17 protein-coding genes and 1 tRNA gene are annotated in these 17,275 nt (G+C 72.2%); 15 read left to right on the forward strand and 3 right to left on the reverse strand.

The window, feature by feature from the left end; genetic code table 11:
• Window positions 1-362: 362 nt before the first annotated feature.
• Entirely contained in the window at window positions 363-1,115 is a 753-nt protein-coding gene (locus tag G6038_RS26920; protein ID WP_165041442.1) for an oxidoreductase, read from the forward strand.
• A 409-nt stretch (window positions 1,116-1,524) separates the two neighbouring features.
• Here the strand turns inward: G6038_RS26920 and G6038_RS26925 are convergent, their stop codons facing one another.
• On the reverse strand, window positions 1,525-2,367 hold the full coding sequence (locus tag G6038_RS26925) for an HAD-IB family hydrolase (RefSeq protein WP_165041444.1): 843 nt from the start codon (window positions 2,365-2,367) through the stop codon (window positions 1,525-1,527).
• 345 nt (window positions 2,368-2,712) lie between these two features.
• On the opposite strand from G6038_RS26925, the gene ssd reads away from it, so the two are divergent.
• Genes ssd through G6038_RS26960 form a run of 7 tightly spaced genes read left to right on the forward strand, consistent with a single transcriptional unit; the run spans window position 2,713 to window position 7,273 of the window.
• Window positions 2,713-3,786: a septum site-determining protein Ssd gene (gene ssd / locus G6038_RS26930; RefSeq protein ID WP_165041446.1), complete on the forward strand. Its 1,074-nt coding sequence runs from the start codon at window positions 2,713-2,715 to the stop codon at window positions 3,784-3,786.
• A complete protein-coding gene (locus G6038_RS26935) occupies window positions 3,783-4,955 on the forward strand; it encodes a TadA family conjugal transfer-associated ATPase (RefSeq protein ID WP_165041448.1) in 1,173 nt (390 codons plus the stop codon). Before ssd ends, G6038_RS26935 begins: the two co-directional genes overlap by 4 nt.
• A complete protein-coding gene (locus tag G6038_RS26940) occupies window positions 4,952-5,752 on the forward strand; it encodes a type II secretion system F family protein (RefSeq protein ID WP_165041450.1) in 801 nt (266 codons plus the stop codon). Before G6038_RS26935 ends, G6038_RS26940 begins: the two co-directional genes overlap by 4 nt.
• Window positions 5,716-6,354, forward strand: coding sequence for a type II secretion system F family protein (locus tag G6038_RS26945; RefSeq protein WP_165041472.1), 639 nt, complete (start codon window positions 5,716-5,718; stop codon window positions 6,352-6,354). The genes G6038_RS26940 and G6038_RS26945 overlap by 37 nt, the downstream gene beginning before the upstream one ends.
• 42 nt (window positions 6,355-6,396) lie before the next feature.
• On the forward strand, window positions 6,397-6,600 hold the full coding sequence (locus G6038_RS26950) for a DUF4244 domain-containing protein (protein ID WP_165041452.1): 204 nt from the start codon (window positions 6,397-6,399) through the stop codon (window positions 6,598-6,600).
• Entirely contained in the window at window positions 6,597-6,932 is a 336-nt protein-coding gene (locus tag G6038_RS26955; RefSeq protein WP_165041454.1) for a TadE family type IV pilus minor pilin, read from the forward strand. The genes G6038_RS26950 and G6038_RS26955 overlap by 4 nt, the downstream gene beginning before the upstream one ends.
• Window positions 6,929-7,273, forward strand: a complete 345-nt coding sequence (locus G6038_RS26960) for an Rv3654c family TadE-like protein (RefSeq protein WP_165041456.1) — start codon at window positions 6,929-6,931, stop codon at window positions 7,271-7,273. The genes G6038_RS26955 and G6038_RS26960 overlap by 4 nt, the downstream gene beginning before the upstream one ends.
• A 9-nt stretch (window positions 7,274-7,282) precedes the next feature.
• On the opposite strand, the gene G6038_RS26965 is transcribed toward G6038_RS26960, so the two are convergent.
• Complete coding sequence (locus tag G6038_RS26965; RefSeq protein WP_165041458.1) at window positions 7,283-9,628, reverse strand: DEAD/DEAH box helicase; 2,346 nt, start codon at window positions 9,626-9,628, stop codon at window positions 7,283-7,285.
• Between the two features lie 391 nt (window positions 9,629-10,019).
• Here G6038_RS26965 and G6038_RS26970 point away from each other — a divergent pair, with 391 nt between their 5' ends.
• The 4 genes from G6038_RS26970 to G6038_RS32210 all read left to right on the forward strand — a co-directional run bounded on the left by G6038_RS26970 (window position 10,020) and on the right by G6038_RS32210 (window position 14,707).
• Window positions 10,020-10,223 carry a cold-shock protein gene (locus G6038_RS26970; protein ID WP_005248460.1) on the forward strand — a complete coding sequence of 68 codons (204 nt, stop codon included), beginning with the start codon at window positions 10,020-10,022 and terminating at the stop codon, window positions 10,221-10,223.
• A gap of 129 nt (window positions 10,224-10,352) precedes the next feature.
• Window positions 10,353-10,940: a hypothetical protein gene (locus tag G6038_RS26975; protein ID WP_165041460.1), complete on the forward strand. Its 588-nt coding sequence runs from the start codon at window positions 10,353-10,355 to the stop codon at window positions 10,938-10,940.
• Window positions 10,941-11,075: 135 nt separating this feature from the next.
• A complete protein-coding gene (topA, locus tag G6038_RS26980) occupies window positions 11,076-14,000 on the forward strand; it encodes a type I DNA topoisomerase (RefSeq protein WP_165041462.1) in 2,925 nt (974 codons plus the stop codon).
• Between the two features lie 32 nt (window positions 14,001-14,032).
• A complete protein-coding gene (locus G6038_RS32210) occupies window positions 14,033-14,707 on the forward strand; it encodes a helix-turn-helix domain-containing protein (RefSeq protein WP_165041464.1) in 675 nt (224 codons plus the stop codon).
• A gap of 4 nt (window positions 14,708-14,711) precedes the next feature.
• Here the strand turns inward: G6038_RS32210 and G6038_RS26990 are convergent, their stop codons facing one another.
• Window positions 14,712-15,098 (reverse strand): VOC family protein, encoded by a 387-nt coding sequence (locus tag G6038_RS26990; protein WP_165041466.1) that lies wholly within the window; start codon window positions 15,096-15,098, stop codon window positions 14,712-14,714.
• A 94-nt stretch (window positions 15,099-15,192) separates the two neighbouring features.
• Here G6038_RS26990 and G6038_RS26995 point away from each other — a divergent pair, with 94 nt between their 5' ends.
• The 3 genes from G6038_RS26995 to G6038_RS27005 all read left to right on the forward strand — a co-directional run bounded on the left by G6038_RS26995 (window position 15,193) and on the right by G6038_RS27005 (window position 17,018).
• Complete coding sequence (locus tag G6038_RS26995; RefSeq protein WP_165041468.1) at window positions 15,193-16,380, forward strand: DNA polymerase III subunit delta'; 1,188 nt, start codon at window positions 15,193-15,195, stop codon at window positions 16,378-16,380.
• A 77-nt stretch (window positions 16,381-16,457) separates the two neighbouring features.
• Window positions 16,458-16,530: transfer RNA gene (locus G6038_RS27000), tRNA-Thr, on the forward strand.
• A gap of 290 nt (window positions 16,531-16,820) precedes the next feature.
• Window positions 16,821-17,018: a hypothetical protein gene (locus tag G6038_RS27005; RefSeq protein ID WP_165041470.1), complete on the forward strand. Its 198-nt coding sequence runs from the start codon at window positions 16,821-16,823 to the stop codon at window positions 17,016-17,018.
• Window positions 17,019-17,275 lie beyond the last annotated feature (257 nt).

Here is a 17,275-nt window from a genome sequence, read left to right on the forward strand (position 1 = left end):
TCGGTGGCCCAGTCCAGCCGCTGCGCCTGCGTCGCCCAGAACCCGAGCCGGTCGGCGTCTGCGGCGGCCTGCAACTCGGGACCGGCGTTGGCGGTGGCGACGAACTCGGGGCTCGGTGGGTACACCTGCTGTTCGTGGTCCTGCGCTGCGCTCGTCATGGTTGCGGGGCCTCTTTCCGGTCGGTCCAAACAGTTCGGGCATCTGTGAGGGTAGTCACCTGTGACCGACATCGCACCGTTGCATCCGGCTGCAACCTGGTCACTTTCGACAATCGGTCGGTCCCGCGCGACGGGCGGTCGGCCTCCGCGGTCAATGGAACCACCGGCGCGGGCGGTCGGCCCCGGCCGGTACCGTCGGATGCCGTGACCGACCCCTTGCAGCCCCTGCTCGACCTGCCCGGAGTGCGCGATGCCGCGGACCGGGCGCGCGACGCCCTCGCCGAGGTGCACCGGCACAAGACCAACCGGCGCGGCTGGCCGAACACCGCCGCCGAGGCATCGGTTCGGGCGGCCCGGGCGTCCGCCGCGCTCGACGGCGGATCCATGGAACTGCCGCCGCCGGGGGAGGTGGGTGATCCGATCCTGGCCGGTGCGCTGCGGGTGGCGCAGGCGCTCGACGGCGACGGCTTGGCCGTCATGGTGTCCACCTGGCAGCGCGCGCCCCTGCAGGCCCTTGCCCGCCTGCACCTGCTCGCGGCGGCCGACCTCGTCGCCGAGTCGGAGGCGCTGGGCCGGCCCCGCACGGAACCGGGCGTGGGGGAGCGGCTCGACGCCCTCGCCCAGTTGGTGACCGGAGGCACCCGGGCGCCGGCACCGGTGCTGGCCGCGGTGGTGCACGGCGAACTGGCGGTGCTGCGCCCGTTCGGTGTCGCCGACGGCGTCATCGCCCGGGCGGCGTCCCGCCTCGTGTCGGTCGCGAGCGGGCTGGACGTGCACAACCTCGGCGTTCCCGAGGTGAGCTGGATGCGTCGCGCCCAGGCCTACCGCGACGGGCTCGTCGCCTTCGAGTCGGGCACCGCGGAGGGCGTCGGGGGCTGGGTCGTCTTCTGCTGCGGCGGGCTGGAAGCGGGCGCGCGCGAGGCGACATCGATCGCGGACGCCTTCGCCGGAGGATGATCCGGAGCGTGAATCGTCTTGCCTGTCACTGATTTTCGTGCAGGTGACCACATGTAAGCGGGCGACGTCGCCGAATGACTTCGGTGGCGTCGCCCGCCGGCACGGACTGCCGAGTTACCAAGCGTGCTGCATGGGTTGTGTGTCACTGGCCTCGGCGAGGGTTCGGATATCGCTGGTTCGTCCTCGCAACGGGTGCGGGGTGTTCGCCCTCGAAGACCCGAATCTCGCAAGCCCACAACACTTCTGCCCTTATAGTGGCATCGGCTCCGCGTGGGTGCTCGGTGTCCGTGCTGGGAATTCCGGTCGGGAGATCGAACCTTCTCTTCCGATTCGCTCTTGGCCTTCCGTCCTTCCGTAACTCCTTTGTACTCCCGGTCTACGAGGGGGGCAAGACCCAGTTTCGGGACCGTCACCCGCGCGCCGAGAACCCCGGCCGGTGCCGACGGCGCAGCGCGAGATACGCCACCGCGCCCGCCGCCACCGCGCCCGCCGTGATCGCGGCCGTCGCGGCGACGGTGGCCGGCGGCGTCGCGGCGAGCCGGTGCAGGAGCGGCACAGGACGAGTGAAAGTAAGTATCGGCCAACCATTTTCGAGAGATTCTCGACGCAGTACCCGATCCGGGTTCACCGCGCGCGGATGGCCCACGGCCCGCAGCATCGGAATGTCCGTCGACGAGTCCGAGTACGCGTAGCAGCGCGCGAGATCGTAACCGTACTGCAGCGCCAGCGCCTGTATCGCCTCCGCCTTGGCCTCGCCGTAGCAGTAGAACTCCAGTTCCCCGGCGTAACGACCGTCCTCGATCCGCATCCGGCTGGCGGTGCTGTGCGTCGCCCCCAGTGCCGCCGCGATGGGAGTGACCACCTCCTCCCCGGATGCGGACACGATGATCACGTCGTGCCCGCGGAGCTTGTGGTCCGCGATGAGATCGGCGGCCTCGGCGAAGACCAGGGGATCCACGATGTCGTGCAGCGTCTCGGCGACGATCGACTTGATCTGCTCGACATCCCAGCCGGTGCACATCGCCGCGATGTGGGCCCGCATGCGCTCCACCTGATCGTGGTCGGCCCCGGAGAGCATGAACAGGAACTGGGCGTAACTGCTTTTCAGCACCGCCCGCCGGTTGAGGAGTCCCTGGGCGAAGAACGGCTTGCTGAAGGCGAGTGCACTGGACTTCGCGATGACGGTCTTGTCGAGGTCGAAGAAGGCGGCGATTCGGCCGGACTGGGTCGGGGCCACGGTCGCGTCGGTCACGGCACCACAATAGGTGTGACCGCTCCTTCCCGGTACGCCCCGCGCTCCGGCCGGTCGTTCGGCCCCTCCACCTGCGTGAAACGCGCGACGGTTGAACTTGCAAATATCGGGTCGGGGCGTAGTATCGACGACACCTGGACATAGTCCAGGGGGTGTTCAGCCCGACCCCCCGGGGCTGAACATGACGACCCTCGCCTCCTCCCCCCCTGGCGAGGGTCGTCCTCTGTTCCGGGACCTTTCGGAGCCCGGCGCGTTCATCCACAGGCGGCGCGTTCATCCACAGATTCGCCGGTTCCCCCCGGTACCCGCTTCCGGGGCGCCCGGGCGCCGCGCAAGCTGGGCGCCATGACCGATGTCCTGGCCCTCGTCGACGATCCCGCGCTGATGGCAAGCCTGCGTCGCGTGGCGGCCGCCTCCGACCGCACCGTCGGTGAGACGGCGACGCCACCGTCGCGCAGAGCCTGGCTCGACGCCGGACTCGTCGCGATCGACCGCACCGCGGCCCTGGCATGCGCGCAGCAACTCCCCCGGCGGGGCGGAATCGTCCTGATCACCGCCGGCGGCGCCGACCTCGCCGATTGGCAGGCGGCCACCGCGGTCGGCGCCGAACACGTGGTGGGGCTGCCCGACGACGAGGTCGAACTGCTCACCGTGCTCGGCACGGCCGCCGAGCCCGACGCGGGCGGCGGCCACGTCGTCGCTGTCCTCGGCGGCTGCGGCGGCGCCGGCGCCTCCACCTTCGCAGCCGCCCTGGCGTGGACGGTCGCCGCCTTCCGGCGCAGTGCGGGAGCCCTCCTCGTCGACGGTGACCCGCTGGGCGGGGGACTGGACGTCCTCACCGGAATCGAGGACCGGCCGGGCGTCCGCTGGCCCGGCCTCACCGTCGATCGTGGCCGGCTCTCCGCCCGGACCCTGCGCGATGCGGTGCCCGAATGGCTGCCGGGACTCGGCGTGCTGTCCGCAGATCGCGAGTCCACGTCCGAGCCGGCACCCGCCGCGGTCACCGCCGTGCTCGACACCGTCCGCCGCTCCGGCGATCTGGTGGTGTGCGACGTGCCCCGCAGCCGCGGGCCCGCCGCCGAAGCGATGGTGGCGGCCGCGGACCTGACCGTGCTGGTGGTGCCCGCCCGCGTGCGCGCCGCGCTCGCCGCGGGGCGGGTCGCCGGCTGGGTCGCCGAGCAGAACACCAATCAGGGCCTCGTCGTGCGCGGCCCGGCCCCCGGCGGGTTGCGCGGCCGGGACGTTGCCGACGTGGTGGGGCTGCCGCTGCTCACCACGATGCGCCCACAGCCCGGGCTCGCCGCAGCGCTCGAACGCGGCGGACTGCGGCTCGGACGGCGCTCTCCACTCGTCCACGCCGCCGAGTCCGTCCTCGACGTGCTGACCGGACCCGAGCCGGGCTCGCGGTGGGCGGCATGAGCGCCGTCCTCACCGCCGAGCTGCTGGACCGGGTTCGCGAACGGCTCGCGGCCGAGGCCGGCGAACCCACGCCGGACCGCGTCGCCGCCGCGCTGCGTGCCGAATCCGGCGGGGTTCTCGGCGACTTCGACCTGCTCACGGCCCTGCGGCACCTGCAGACCGAGCTCTCCGGCGCCGGCCCGCTCGAAGCGCTGCTCGCCGAGCCCGGCGTCACCGACGTCCTCGTCACCGCCCCGGACCGGGTCTGGGTCGACCGGGGCGCCGGGCTCCGGCTCGCCCCCGTCGCCTTCCCTGACGAGGCGGCGGTGCGGCGACTCGCCCAGCGCCTCGCGCTGTTCGCCGGACGGCGACTCGACGACGCGCAGCCGTGGGTCGACGGCCGGCTGCCCGGGCACGGCGATTTCGGTGTGCGCCTGCACGCCGTCCTCGCGCCCGTCGCTCAGGGCGGCACCTGCCTGTCGCTGCGCGTGCTGCGGCCCGCCACCCAGGGGCTCGACGCGCTGCGTGAGCGCGGCGCCGTCGATCCGCACGCATATCGGCTGCTGCGACGGATCGTCGCCGCCCGGCTCGCCTTCCTCGTCGTCGGGGGCACCGGGGCAGGCAAGACCACCCTCCTCGCGGCATTGCTCGGCACGGTGGACCCCGGCGAGCGGATCGTGTGCGTCGAGGACGCCGCCGAGCTCGCTCCCGCCCATCCCCACGTCGTGCGGCTCGTCGCCCGGGCCGCCAACGTCGAAGGCGTCGGTGAGGTCGCGGTGCGCGATCTCGTGCGGCAGGCGCTGCGGATGCGGCCCGACCGCATCGTCGTCGGCGAGGTGCGCGGCGCCGAGGTGGTCGATCTTCTGACGGCACTGAACACCGGTCACGACGGCGGCGCGGGCACGGTGCACGCCAACTCGCCGGACGAGGTGCCGGCGCGGCTCGAAGCGCTCGCCGCCCTCGGCGGCCTCGACCGGGCCGCTCTGCACAGCCAGCTCGTCGCGGCGGTGCAGGTGGTTCTGCATGTGCACCGCACCCCCGACGGGACCCGCCGGCTGACGGAGATCGGTGTCGTGCAGCGGGACACGGTGTCGGGTGTCGTCGTCGCGCCCGCGTGGACCCACGAGCGCGGCACGGAGGCCGGCATGGACCGACTCGAACAGCTCTTCCGCCGACGGGAACCGCGGTGACCGCGGCGGCCCTGTGCCTGGCCGCGGCCGTGCTGGTGGCGCCGGGTGCGGTCGCCGCGCCGCGGCTGCGGGCACTGCGCACGACGGTCGCCGCCGGACGGTCGTGGCGGCCGCCGCAGGAGGTGACGGTCGGGCTGTGCGTCCTCCCGGCACTGCTGCTCGGCGTCGCGCCCGCCGTTGCGGCAGCGGTTGTCGCCGGCACCACCGTGCGACGGCTGCGGCGACGGCGCCGGGACCGCGCGCTCGACGCCGAACAGCGGACCCTGCTCGCCGGGCTCGAAACCGTTGTCGCCGAGCTCGAGGTTGGCACCCATCCGGCCGAGGCGTGCGCGACGGCGGCGCGGGAGACGACCGGGCCGACTGCCGACGCCTTCCGCGTCGCGGCGGCGCGGGTCCGGCTCGGCGGCAGCGCAGCCGACGGCCTGCGCGCCGCGGCCCACGCACCGGGACAGTCGGGGATCGCCGCGTCGCTCGATCGGCTCGCCGCGGCCTGGGAGGTGTCGGACCGGTACGGGTTGGCGCTGGCGCAACTTCTCGCGGCCGCGCGCTCGGACCTGTCCGGCCGCATGCGCCTGCGCTCGCGCACCGACGCGGGACTGGCGGGGGCCCGCGCGACGGCGACGGTGCTTGCGGCCCTTCCGGCGCTCGGCGTGGCGCTGGGGCAGATGATGGGGGCCGCGCCGGTGACGGTGCTGCTCGGCGACGGTCTCGGTGGTGTGTTGCTGGTGGCGGGCACCGTGTTGGCGTGCGCCGGGCTGCTGTGGACCGATCGGATCGCGGCGCGGGTGGCGTCGTGACGGCGGCGCTGGTGTGCCTTGCCGTGGCGCTCGTGATCCTGCCGGACCTGCAGGCGCGACGGTTGCAGATCCTCGCCGCCGGGTCCGCGACGCTCGGCGGAGCGGCCGACTCCGGTGGTGCGCCGGACGACCCGCATGCCGTGCCCGCGGCGTTCGACCTGATGGCCGCCTGCCTGCGTGCCGGCCTGCCGACGGCGACGGCGGCCCGGGCGGTCGCCGACTCGGCGCCGCCGGCCCTCGCACGGGCCCTGCGTCGGGGCGCGGACCGTCTCGAGCTCGGGGCCGCCCCGGCGGACGCGTGGAGCGGTCTCGGCGACGCGACCTCGGACGGCTCCGGCGCCGAGACGGAGGCGCTGGAGGCGTTCGCCCGCGCGGCGCGGCGATCGGCGCGGTCCGGTGCCCCGTTGTCGGGCATCGTCGACGAGGTGGCGGAGCGACAGCGCGAACAGGCGGAGGACCGGGCGGCTGCGGCCGTCGAGCGTGCCGGGGTTCTGGTCAGCGGCCCGCTCGGGCTGTGTTTCCTGCCGGCGTTCGTGTGCCTGGGCATCGTACCGGTCGTGATCGGGCTCGCGGGACGCGTGCTCGGCGACGGGCTGTTGTGAGACGTCGGCGCGGACGGTCCGTGCCGAAGGAGGGGAGGAACCATGGTAGGCAACGTGATTCGGACGTTGGCGCAGCGGCTGGGCGGTGCCGTCGCCGCGGAGGATGGCATGTCCACCGCGGAGTACGCGATCGGCACGATCGCCGCGGCCGCGTTCGGTGCCGTGCTGTACACGGTGGTCACCGGCGACAACATCGTCACCGCGCTCACCGGCATCGTCGAGCGCGCGCTGAACACGGCGGTGTGAGCGGGGACGACGGCGGGGTAACCGTCGAGGCGGCGATCGCCCTCACCGCGCTGGTGAGTGTTCTCGTGCTGTGTCTCGGTGCGGTGCTGTGTGTTTCGAATCAGCTCCGGTGCCAGGACGCGGCGCGGGAGGCCGCCCGGCTCGCCGCTCGCGGCGACGGGTCGCGAGCGGTGGAGGTGGCGGCCCGGGTCGCTCCGGAGGGCGCACGGATCTCCGTGCGCCCCGACGGTGACCTCGTCGTGGCGACGGTGACGGCGGACGGTCCGCTGCTGCCGATGGTGACGCTCACGGCAGAAGCGGTGGCCGTGCCCGAACCGGAAGTGGTGCAGTGACATTCGGAGACGATCGGGGTAGCGCGAGCGTGGTGGGGTGTTTCGTCGCGGTGGCACTGATCGTGGTCACCGGGCTGCTCGTGCAGATGGGTGCGGGGGTGGCGACGCGGCATCGGGCGCAGGCGGCGGCCGACCTGGCGGCCCTCGCGGTGGCCGGTGCGCTCGATCGCGGATCGGCCACCGCATGCTCGGAGGCGGACCGGATCGCGGCGCGGATGCGGGTGCGGGTGCGCTCGTGCACCGTCGACGGCTGGGACGCCGTCGTCGAGGTCGGGGCCGAGGTGCCGCTGCCGGCTGGGCGGCAGGCCCGGGCAATCGCGCGGGCTGGGCCGGCCGAGTGAGGCGCGAGGTCAGGAGAGGGCGTCGAGCACCGCGCCCAGCAGCGCGACCGCGCCGGCCTTGTCGAGCGGGTCGTTGCCGTTGCCGCACTTCGGGGAGTACACGCACGACGGGCAACCGGCGGTGCATTCGCAGGCCGTCACGGCCGCGCGGGTTGCACCGAGCCATTCGGCGATGCGTGCGTACCCGCGGTCGGCGAAACCTGCGCCACCGGGATGCCCGTCGTAGACGAAGACGGTGGACAGCCCGGTGTCCGGGTGCACCGCCGTGGACACGCCGCCGATGTCCCAGCGGTCGCACGTCGCCACGAGCGGCAGTAGGCCGATGGCGGCGTGCTCGGCGGCGTGCAGCGCGCCGGGTACCCGTTCCGGTCCGATCCCGCACCGGTCGAGCAGTTCGGGGGTGACGGTGTACATCACCGCGCGCGTCGGCAGGCACTGGGACGGCATGTCGAGGTCGGTGCTGTCGAGAACCTCGCCGGACGGCAGCCGTCGCAGGTACGAGACCACCTGGTGGGTCACCTCGACCTCGACGAGACCTACGGTCACCGGTCCGAGCGAGCGCTGCTCCGCCACGGCGGTCACGACGATGTCGGTGATCTCCCGCGCGGAGGTGGACCAGTCGGGGTCCTCGGCGTGCACGAGCGCGATCCCGTCGTCGAGGTGCAACTCGTCGACGACGAACGATTCGCCGCGGTGCAGGTACACCGCTCCGGGATGCACGGTCGCCGGTGCGCGGCCGCCGTCGACGGTGCCGAGCATCCGTCCGGTGTCCGACTCGACGATGGCGATCTGGGTGCCGATGCCGCCACGGATGTCGATGTCGGAGTGCGGACGGGTGTCCGGGGTGACGAACCAGCCGTGCGGGCGGCGCCGGATCGCTCCCTGCGCGGCCAGGCCGGCGAGCACGTCGGCCGCACCGAACTCCTCGACCTCGGCGTCGGTGAGCGGCAGCTCGAGCGCGGCGCACAGCAGTTGCGGGCCGAGCACGTACGGGTTGGTGGGATCGGTGACCGTGGCCTCGACGGGCTTGTCGAGCAGCGCCGCCGGATGGTGCACGAGGTAGGTGTCCAGCGGATCGTCGCGGGCGACGAGCACGACCAGCGATCCCGCACCGCGGCGCCCGGCCCGGCCGGCCTGCTGCCAGAACGACGCGACGGTGCCCGGGAAGCCGGCGACGACGACGGCGTCGAGGCCGGCGATGTCCATGCCGAGTTCCAGGGCGTTGGTGCTGGCCGCACCGAGCAGCCGGCCGTCCGCCAGGGCCGCCTCGAGCTCGCGGCGCTCCTCGGCGAGGTAACCGGCGCGGTAGGCGGCGACCCGATCGACGAGCTCGGGGGCGGCCTCGGCGAGCAGCCGCTGCGCGCCGAGCGCGGTGAGTTCGGCGCCGCGCCGGGACCGCACGAAGGCGAGGGTGCGGGCCCCCTCGACGACGAGGTCGGCGAGGATGCGGGCGGCCTCGGTTCCGGCGGCGCGGCGCACGGGGGCACCGTTCTCGCCGGTCACCTGCTCGAGCAGCGGCGGCTCCCACAGCGCGACGGTGCGAGGTCCGTGTGGGGAGCCGTCCTCGGTCACCTCCCGGCAGGGCGCGCCGACGAGCCGGGACGCCGCGGCGCCGGGGTCGGCGGTCGTGGCGGAGGCGAGGACGAAGACCGGCCGGGCGCCGTAGCGCGCGGCGATCCGCCGCAACCGGCGCAGCACCAGAGCCACGTTGGAGCCGAAGACACCGCGGTAGGAGTGACACTCGTCGACCACCACGTAGCGCAGCCGGCGAAAGAACCGGGACCAGCGGGCGTGCCCGGGCAGCATCGACATGTGCAGCATGTCGGGGTTGGTGAAGATCCACCGCGAGTGGCTGCGCGCCCACTGCCGCAGTTCGGTGGAGGTGTCGCCGTCGTAGGAGCACGCGTGCACGTGACCGAGTTCGGGCTCGGCGGCGGTCACGTCGGTGACGGCGCGCAACTGGTCCGCGCAGAGCGCCTTCGTGGGGGAGAGGTACAGCGCGGTGGCGTGCGGGTCCTCGGCGAGGGCGGTGAGCACAGGCAGTTGGTAGGCGAGGGACTTGCCCGAGGCGGTGCCGGTGGAGACGACGACGTGCTCCCCGCCGGCGGCGAGGTCGGCGGCCTCGGTCTGGTGGCTCCACGGCTGGGGCACGCCGGTCGCGCGCAGAGCCCGGACGACGGCGTCGGCCGCCCAGTCCGGCCAGTCGGCGTGCCGAACGTCGCGGGCGGGCAGGTCCGCGCTGTGGGTGAGGGGATGCTCCGAGGCCGGGGTGCCGGCAAGCACCCGTTCGAGCAGTTCGTGGCCGAAGCTCGACGGCCCGTCGCCGACGGGACGGCGGTGCGGCGAGCTGGTCACACTGGGTACTCCGGAGGATGCGGTCGGGATGGGAAACCAGCGTAGTAGGCCATCGCTCCCGGCGTTCGGTCGGTGTCCGGTCGCGCACGGGGTAACATCGACGTAACCGTACCGACGAGTAATCGTACCGTCGGGATATACAAGATCAAATTTTCGGGCGAATTGTGCGCCCGCCTACTGTTGTCGGCGCCCGGAACGTGGTTCACTGACATCGGTCGCAGCTTCTGTGTTCGGTGACTTGAGAAAGTGCACGGCTCGCAGGATCGATGGTTGCGAGCGCGGTGCTTTGCTCTTCCTGTGGGGGGATCAAGAAGTACAGCGGTCGGAACCGGCCCGGCGGCTCGCTCGCCCGCGAACCGCCGCATCCGGTGTTAGAAAGAGAAGGAAAAGCATGGCACAGGGCACTGTGAAGTGGTTCAACGCGGAGAAGGGCTTCGGCTTCATCGCTCCCGAGGACGGCTCCGCCGACGTTTTCGTCCACTACTCGGAGATCCAGGGCAGCGGCTTCCGCACCCTGGAGGAGAACCAGCGCGTGGAGTTCGAGGTCGGCCAGGGCACCAAGGGTCCGCAGGCCACCGGCGTTCGCGCGGTCTGATCGTCGACGCTCCTGCCGGAGCCTGACGTGACTCGGTCCCCAGGGACCGAAGCCTCGATCGTCCCCCGTCACCATCGGTGAGGGGGGACGATCTGTTTCTGCGGCAGGCAGCGGAGGAAGGGCGGGTGAGTGAGCCAACTGTCGTTCTTCGGGGCCGAGGCGATGCCCCCGGCCCCGGCCGACCTCGGCGGCCTGCTGGCCGCGCACGGCCACGCGGTGGTCTCCGGTGACGGCGCACGGATCTCCGTGGTCGTGGACGAGCCGTGGCGGGCGGACGCGATCGCGGAGCTGATGGCGCAGGCCGCGCTGTCCCCGGAGATCACCCGGACGGACGAGGGACACCCGCTGGTGCGCACCGCCGCCCTACCGGAACTCGTTCCGGTGGCGGCCGAGTGGACGCGAGGTGCGGTGAAGGCGGTGCCGGCGGGATGGGTGCCGGGCTCGCGAGCCCTGCGGGCATGGGTGCTCGCGGCCGGCCGCGCCGAGGTCGAGGGCGAACGCTACGTGCTGGGGCTGGATCCGCACGCCCCGGACACCCACGCGGTGCTGGCCCAGTCGCTGATGCGCGCCGGGATCGCGCCGACGCTGATCGGCACGCGCGGCGCCGCACCGGGACTGCGGGTGTCCGGGCGACGCAGGTTGATGCGTCTCGTCGAGAACATCGGGGCCCCGCCGGACGACCCCCGCGCGCGGCAGATCTGGCCGCGCGTGCAGTAGGCGCCGCATCACACGTGACGGGCCTTCCGTCGCAGGTGTGCGACCCTGTGTATGGCCGCGTCCGGGGAACGGGTCGGTATACATGTCGGGGAGAAGCACGACATGTCAGCGAACAGGGAAGGTGCGGGCAGCGCTGTGGCAGCACGGGACAACAGCACGTCGAACGGCTCGTCGGGCACGCGTCGGCTCGTCATCGTCGAGTCCCCGACCAAGGCGAAGAAGATCGCGCCCTACCTGGGCCGGGACTACGTCGTCGAGGCGTCCGTCGGGCACATCCGTGACCTGCCGCGCGGTGCCGCCGACGTGCCGGCCAAGTACAAGGGCGAGTCGTGGGCCCGGCTCGGCGTGAACGTCGACCACGGTTTCGAGCCGCTGTACGTCGTCAGTCCCGAGAAGAAGTCCAAGGTCACTGAACTGAAGGGGCTGCTGAAGGACGCGGACGAGCTGTACCTCGCGACCGACCCCGACCGTGAGGGCGAGGCCATCGCCTGGCACCTGCTCGAGACCCTCAAGCCGAAGGTCCCGGTCCGCCGGATGGTGTTCCACGAGATCACCGAGCCGGCCATCCGGGCCGCCGCGGAACACACCCGCGACCTCGACAACAACCTCGTCGACGCGCAGGAGACCCGCCGCATCCTCGACCGCCTCTACGGCTACGAGGTCAGCCCGGTGCTGTGGAAGAAGGTCATGCCGCGGTTGTCGGCGGGCCGCGTGCAGTCCGTCGCCACCCGGGTCATCGTGCAGCGCGAACGCGAGCGCATGGCCTTCCGGTCCGCGACGTACTGGGACATCGCCGCCACGCTCGACGCCGGCGCCGACGCGAGCCCCCGCTCGTTCGGGGCCCGGCTCGTCGGTGTCGACGGCGCCCGCGTCGCGGCCGGCCGCGACTTCGGACCCGACGGGCAGCTCAAGTCCACCGGCGTCGTCGTGCTCGACGAGGCCTACGCGCGACGGCTCGCCGACGCGCTGCACGGCGTCGACCTGACGGTGACGTCGGTCGAGAGCAAGCCGTACACCCGCAAGCCGTACGCGCCGTTCATGACGTCGACCCTGCAGCAGGAGGCGGGCCGAAAGCTGCGGTTCTCGTCCGAGCGCACGATGCGCATCGCGCAGCGCCTGTACGAGAACGGCTACATCACGTACATGCGTACCGACTCGACGACTCTGTCCGAGAGCGCGATCTCCGCCGCCCGGGCACAGGCCACCGAGTTGTACGGCGCGCAGTACGTGCACGCCACTCCGCGGCAGTTCACCCGCAAGGTGAAGAACGCGCAGGAGGCGCACGAGGCGATCCGTCCGGCCGGCGACGTGTTCGCCACGCCGGGCGAGCTGCACTCGCGCCTCGACACCGACGAGTACCGGCTCTACGAGCTCATCTGGCAGCGCACCGTCGCCTCCCAGATGGCCGACGCGCGCGGCACCACCCTGACGCTGCGCATCACCGGCACCGCCGCGAGCGGCGAGGAGTGCACGTTCTCGTCGTCGGGCCGCACCATCACCTTCCCGGGCTTCCTCAAGGCGTACGTCGAGAGCGTCGACGAGGAGGCCGGCGGCCAGTCCGACGACGCCGAGTCCCGGCTGCCCAACCTGTCCGAGGGGCAGCGCGTCACCGCGACCGAGCTCGATCCGGACGGCCACTCGACCAACCCGCCGGCCCGCTACACCGAGGCCAGCCTGATCAAGTCGCTCGAGGACCTCGGCATCGGCCGGCCGTCGACGTACGCGTCGATCATCAAGACCATCCTCGACCGCGGCTACGTCTACAAACGTGGCAGCGCCCTGGTCCCGTCGTGGGTGGCGTTCGCGGTCATCGGGCTGCTCGAGGCGCACTTCGGACGCCTCGTCGACTACGGCTTCACCGCCGCCATGGAGGACGACCTCGACGAGATCGCGGGCGGCCACGAACAGCGCACCGACTGGCTGACGAGCTTCTACTTCGGTGGGGCCCACGGCGCCGAGAACTCGGTGGCGCGCGAGGGCGGCCTGAAGAAGATGGTCGGGGAGAACCTCGAGGACATCGACGCCCGCGAGATCAACTCGATCCGGCTGTTCGACGACGCCGAGGGCCGGGAGGTCCACGTGCGCGTCGGCCGGTTCGGCCCCTACCTCGAGCGGATGGTCCTCGATCCCGACGCTCTCGACGGGGAACCGGTCTCCCAGCGGGCGAACCTGCCCGACGACCTGCCGCCGGACGAGCTGACGCTCGAGTACGCGGAGAAGCTGTTCTCGACTCCGCAGGAGGGCCGGGTCCTCGGCGTCGACCCGGCCAGCGGCAACGAGATCGTCGCGCGGGAGGGCCGCTTCGGTCCGTATGTGACCGAGCTGTTGCGCGAACCGGAGCCGGAACCCGAACCGGACATCACACCCATTCCGGTCGAGGAAGCACCCTCGGCGGGCGGCACCGCGACGAAGACGGCTGCGAAGAAGGCGCCGGCGAAGAAGGCGCCGGCGAAGAAGGCCGCCAAGAAGGCGGCCGGCCCCAAGCCGCGCACGGCCTCGCTGCTCAAGTCGATGGAACTGTCGACCGTGACGCTCGAGGACGCCCTGCGGTTGCTGTCGCTGCCACGGGTGGTCGGTGTCGATCCCGCGACGGGCGAGGAGATCACCGCCCAGAACGGCCGCTACGGGCCGTACCTGAAGAAGGGCACCGACTCGCGGTCGCTGGCCGACGAGGAGCAGATGTTCACCGTCACCCTCGACGAGGCGCTGAAGATCTACTCCGAGCCCAAGCGCCGCGGTCGGCAGGCCGCCGCCACGCCGCCGCTGCGGGAGCTGGGCGCCGACCCCGTCAGTGGCAGCCCCATGGTGATCAAGGACGGCCGCTTCGGCCCGTACGTCACGGACGGCGAGACCAACGCCAGCCTCCGCAAGGGCGACGAGGTCGACACCATCACCGACGAACGCGCCTCCGAGCTGCTCGCGGATCGTCGCGCCCGGGGCCCGGCGAAGAAGACCGCGAAGAAGACCGCGGCCAAGAAGGCTCCGGCCAAGAAGACGGCCGCCAAGAAGACGGCGGCAAAGAAGACGACCGCGAAGAAGGCCGCCGCGAAGAAGGAGTGACCCTCCCAGGTGCGACGGCCTATCCTCGCCGTGTGTACCGCGAAGCGGCGTCCGGCATACCCGGTGTGCTCGTCTGGACGGCGGCGAGGACGGCAGGTACGGCCGGAACGTCCGTGTTGCCCGACGGCTGCACGGACCTGATCTGGCACGAGGACGGCTTCCTCGTTGCCGGACCGGACACCCGCGTCCAGTTCTCCGACCTGGGCACCCGCCGGGACCTGACCGCGGTGCGGTTCGGTCCCGGGGTGGGGCCGGCGGTGCTCGGGGTGGACGCGGCCGAGCTGCGCGACGCGCGCGTGCCGCTGGACCGCATCCGGCCCGACGCGCACGTTCGTCGCCTGGTGTCGGCCGCGGAATCCGACCCGCTCGGTGCGCTCCTGCGCGAGACGCAGCGCCGCCTGGACGGCGCCGACCGCAGCGTCGAGACGGGTATCGCGACGCTGCTCGGCGCCGGAGCGTCCGTCGCCGAGGTGGCGACGTCGATGGGCTGGAGTGCGCGACGGTTGCACCGGCACGCGCTGCGCGCCTACGGCTACAGTCCGAAGACGCTGGCCCGCGTGCTGCGGTTCCGTCGCGCGGTCGGTCTCGCGCGCGCCGGCCGGTCGTTCTCCGACGTCGCGGCCGAGTGCGGTTTCAGCGACCAGGCCCACCTCGCGCGGGAGGTACGCGCCCTCTCCGGCGCCACGCTCGGCGCGCTCGTTCGCTGAGCGGTCACGCGGGCAAGGCCGCGAACAGTTCGATGCTGTGCCCGTCGGGATCGTGCACGCTCGCGTACCGCTGCTTCCAGAACGCGTCCCACGGTTCGAGCACCCTCGTGCATCCCGCCTCCAGCAGGTCGCGGTACGTCGCGTCCACGTCCGCCGGTGAACCACAGTCGAACGCGAGTGCGGGACCGCCGGTCCCCGGCCGGAAGCCCGGATGGAAGGACCGGACCGACTCGAGGGTGTCCCACGCCAGGCGGAGCCCGCCCGGCAGCGTCGTCTCGTAATGCGGTTCGTCGGTGCCGGCGGGCAGGTCCAGCCCGAGGTGGCGATAGCAGTCGAAGGAACGGGTCATGTCGGCGACGATGAGCCCGACCAGCGCGAGTTGTGCAGTCATGACGGTGACGCTAGGCCGCCGCGACGTCGCCGTCTTGAAGGTTTCGGACGGCCGACGCACCGGCCGCGTCGGAGCCGGTCGCTACGCTGAGGCCATGCCCGGTGTCTTCGAACGTCTCGTCGGCCAGCGCGACGTGGAGACCGAACTGACCGCCGCGGCCACCGCCGCGCGAGGGGGCGGAGCCGGTTCTCGGATGACGCACTCGTGGCTGTTCACCGGGCCACCCGGCTCCGGGCGGTCGATCGCCGCGCTCTGCTTCGCCGCCGCCCTGGAGTGCACCGACCCCACCGCACCGGGCTGCGGCCACTGCCACGCGTGCAGCACCACGATGGCCGGCACCCACGGCGACGTCCGTCGGGTGATCCCCGAGGGGCTGACCATCAGCGTCAAGGCAATGCGCGACATCGTCCGGACCGCCTCCCGTCGCCCGAGCACCGGGCAGTGGCAGGTGGTCGTGATCGAGGACGCGGACCGTCTCACCGAGGGTGCCGCGAACGCGCTGCTCAAGGTCGTCGAGGAACCGCCCGAACGCACGGTGTTCCTCCTGTGCGCGCCGTCGATCGATCCGCAGGACATCTCCGTGACCCTGCGCTCGCGATGCCGGCACGTCGCGCTCGTCACGCCCAGCACGGACGCGATCGCCCGGGTTCTGCGCGAACGGGACGGGCTCGACGCCGAGACTGCGAGCTGGGCGGCGTCGATCAGCGGCGGCCACGTCGGCCGTGCCCGGCGTCTGGCCACCGACGAGTCCGCCCGCGCCAGCCGGCGGCGTGCGCTGGATCTGGCCGAAGCTGTGCTCCGCCCCGTGACCACCTACACCGCTGCGGACGAGTTGGTCCAGCGTGCCGAGGCCGAGGCCAAGGAGATCAGCGTCGCGCGCGACGAGCGCGAGACCGAGGAACTCCGGACGGCTCTCGGCGCCGGTGGCACCGGCAAGGGCGCCGCCGGGGCGCTCCGCGGTGCGGCCGGCGTCCTCAAGGACCTCGAACGCACCCAGAAGTCCCGGCGCACGCGGACCGAGCGCGACATCATGGACCGCGCCCTCATCGATCTGGCCGGTCTCTACCGGGATGCGCTGGCACGTTCCCTGGGCGCATCCGGCACCGCCAACCATCCCGACATGGCCGAGCGCGCCTCCGACCTGGCGTCGCGGGCCCGGCCGGAGGCGTTGCTGACCTGCATCGAGGCGATCCTGGAATGCCGCGAGGTCCTCGCACAGAACGTCAAACCGCGCTTCGCGGTGGCCGCCATGGCGGCCCGGCTGAGCTCGGCATTCCGGTAGGCGGCGAGGCGTGGTTTGCGGCCTGGTTTGCGTTGGGCAGGGGGGTAGGCGCTAAACTCGTGCGCGCCGTCAGGCACGCTGCCTTAGCTCAGTCGGTAGAGCATTTCACTCGTAATGAAAAGGTCGCGAGTTCGATTCTCGCAGGCAGCTCGGAGCGACGAAGGCCCTCGACCCGGAACCCGGGTGGAGGGCCTTCGTCGACCGGGGGGTGGATCCTTCCGGTCCGCTCACTCACGACGAAGTTGCCCGCCGGCGCTCTCCGTGTCGGATGATGGCACGTGTGCTTCTGGAAATCTTCTCGATCGTTCTGATCGTCGGCGCCCTGGTCGTTCTCGTCCCCACCGCAGTGCGCGTGTTCCGCCGGCGCGACGACGACCACTAGGTCGGTTCTCGCCTCTCGGCACCCCGCTCGGGCGCCGCCCGCTCAGTACACTCGACTCATGAGTGAGTCGTTGAAAGAGCGGGTGCGAGCGAAGATTCTGCGCCAGCGCGGCGAAGACGGCGGGCGCCCTCTCGGTGACGCCGAAGGGGACAACCCCCGGCTCATCGACATCGACCTCGACCTGGCGCTGTTGGAGCAGGCCGCCGAGGGCGATGTCGTCGTGGAGGAGCTGGCCGTGAAGTACTGGGTGCCCTGATTCGGTGCAAAAAGGCCATCCGACCAGGCGATTTGGTAAGAGGCGCAATGTTCACGTAACTTATTCCAGGTCAGAGCGACACGGACACCGACCCGGCCCGCAGGGGCTCGGGACAACGAGGTTGGACGCAGGCGCCTGATTGTTCGGTTCGGAATCTTCTGGTAGGGTTCTGGGCCGTTGCCGATCCCACCGAGCGCGTCGGGTTTGTTTTCGCCGGGTGGTGTGGGTAGGCTGGAACGGTTGCCCCGGAACGCCGC

Source organism: Rhodococcus sp. 14C212 (genome assembly GCF_011058195.1).
GTDB lineage: Bacteria > Actinomycetota > Actinomycetes > Mycobacteriales > Mycobacteriaceae > Rhodococcus > Rhodococcus aetherivorans.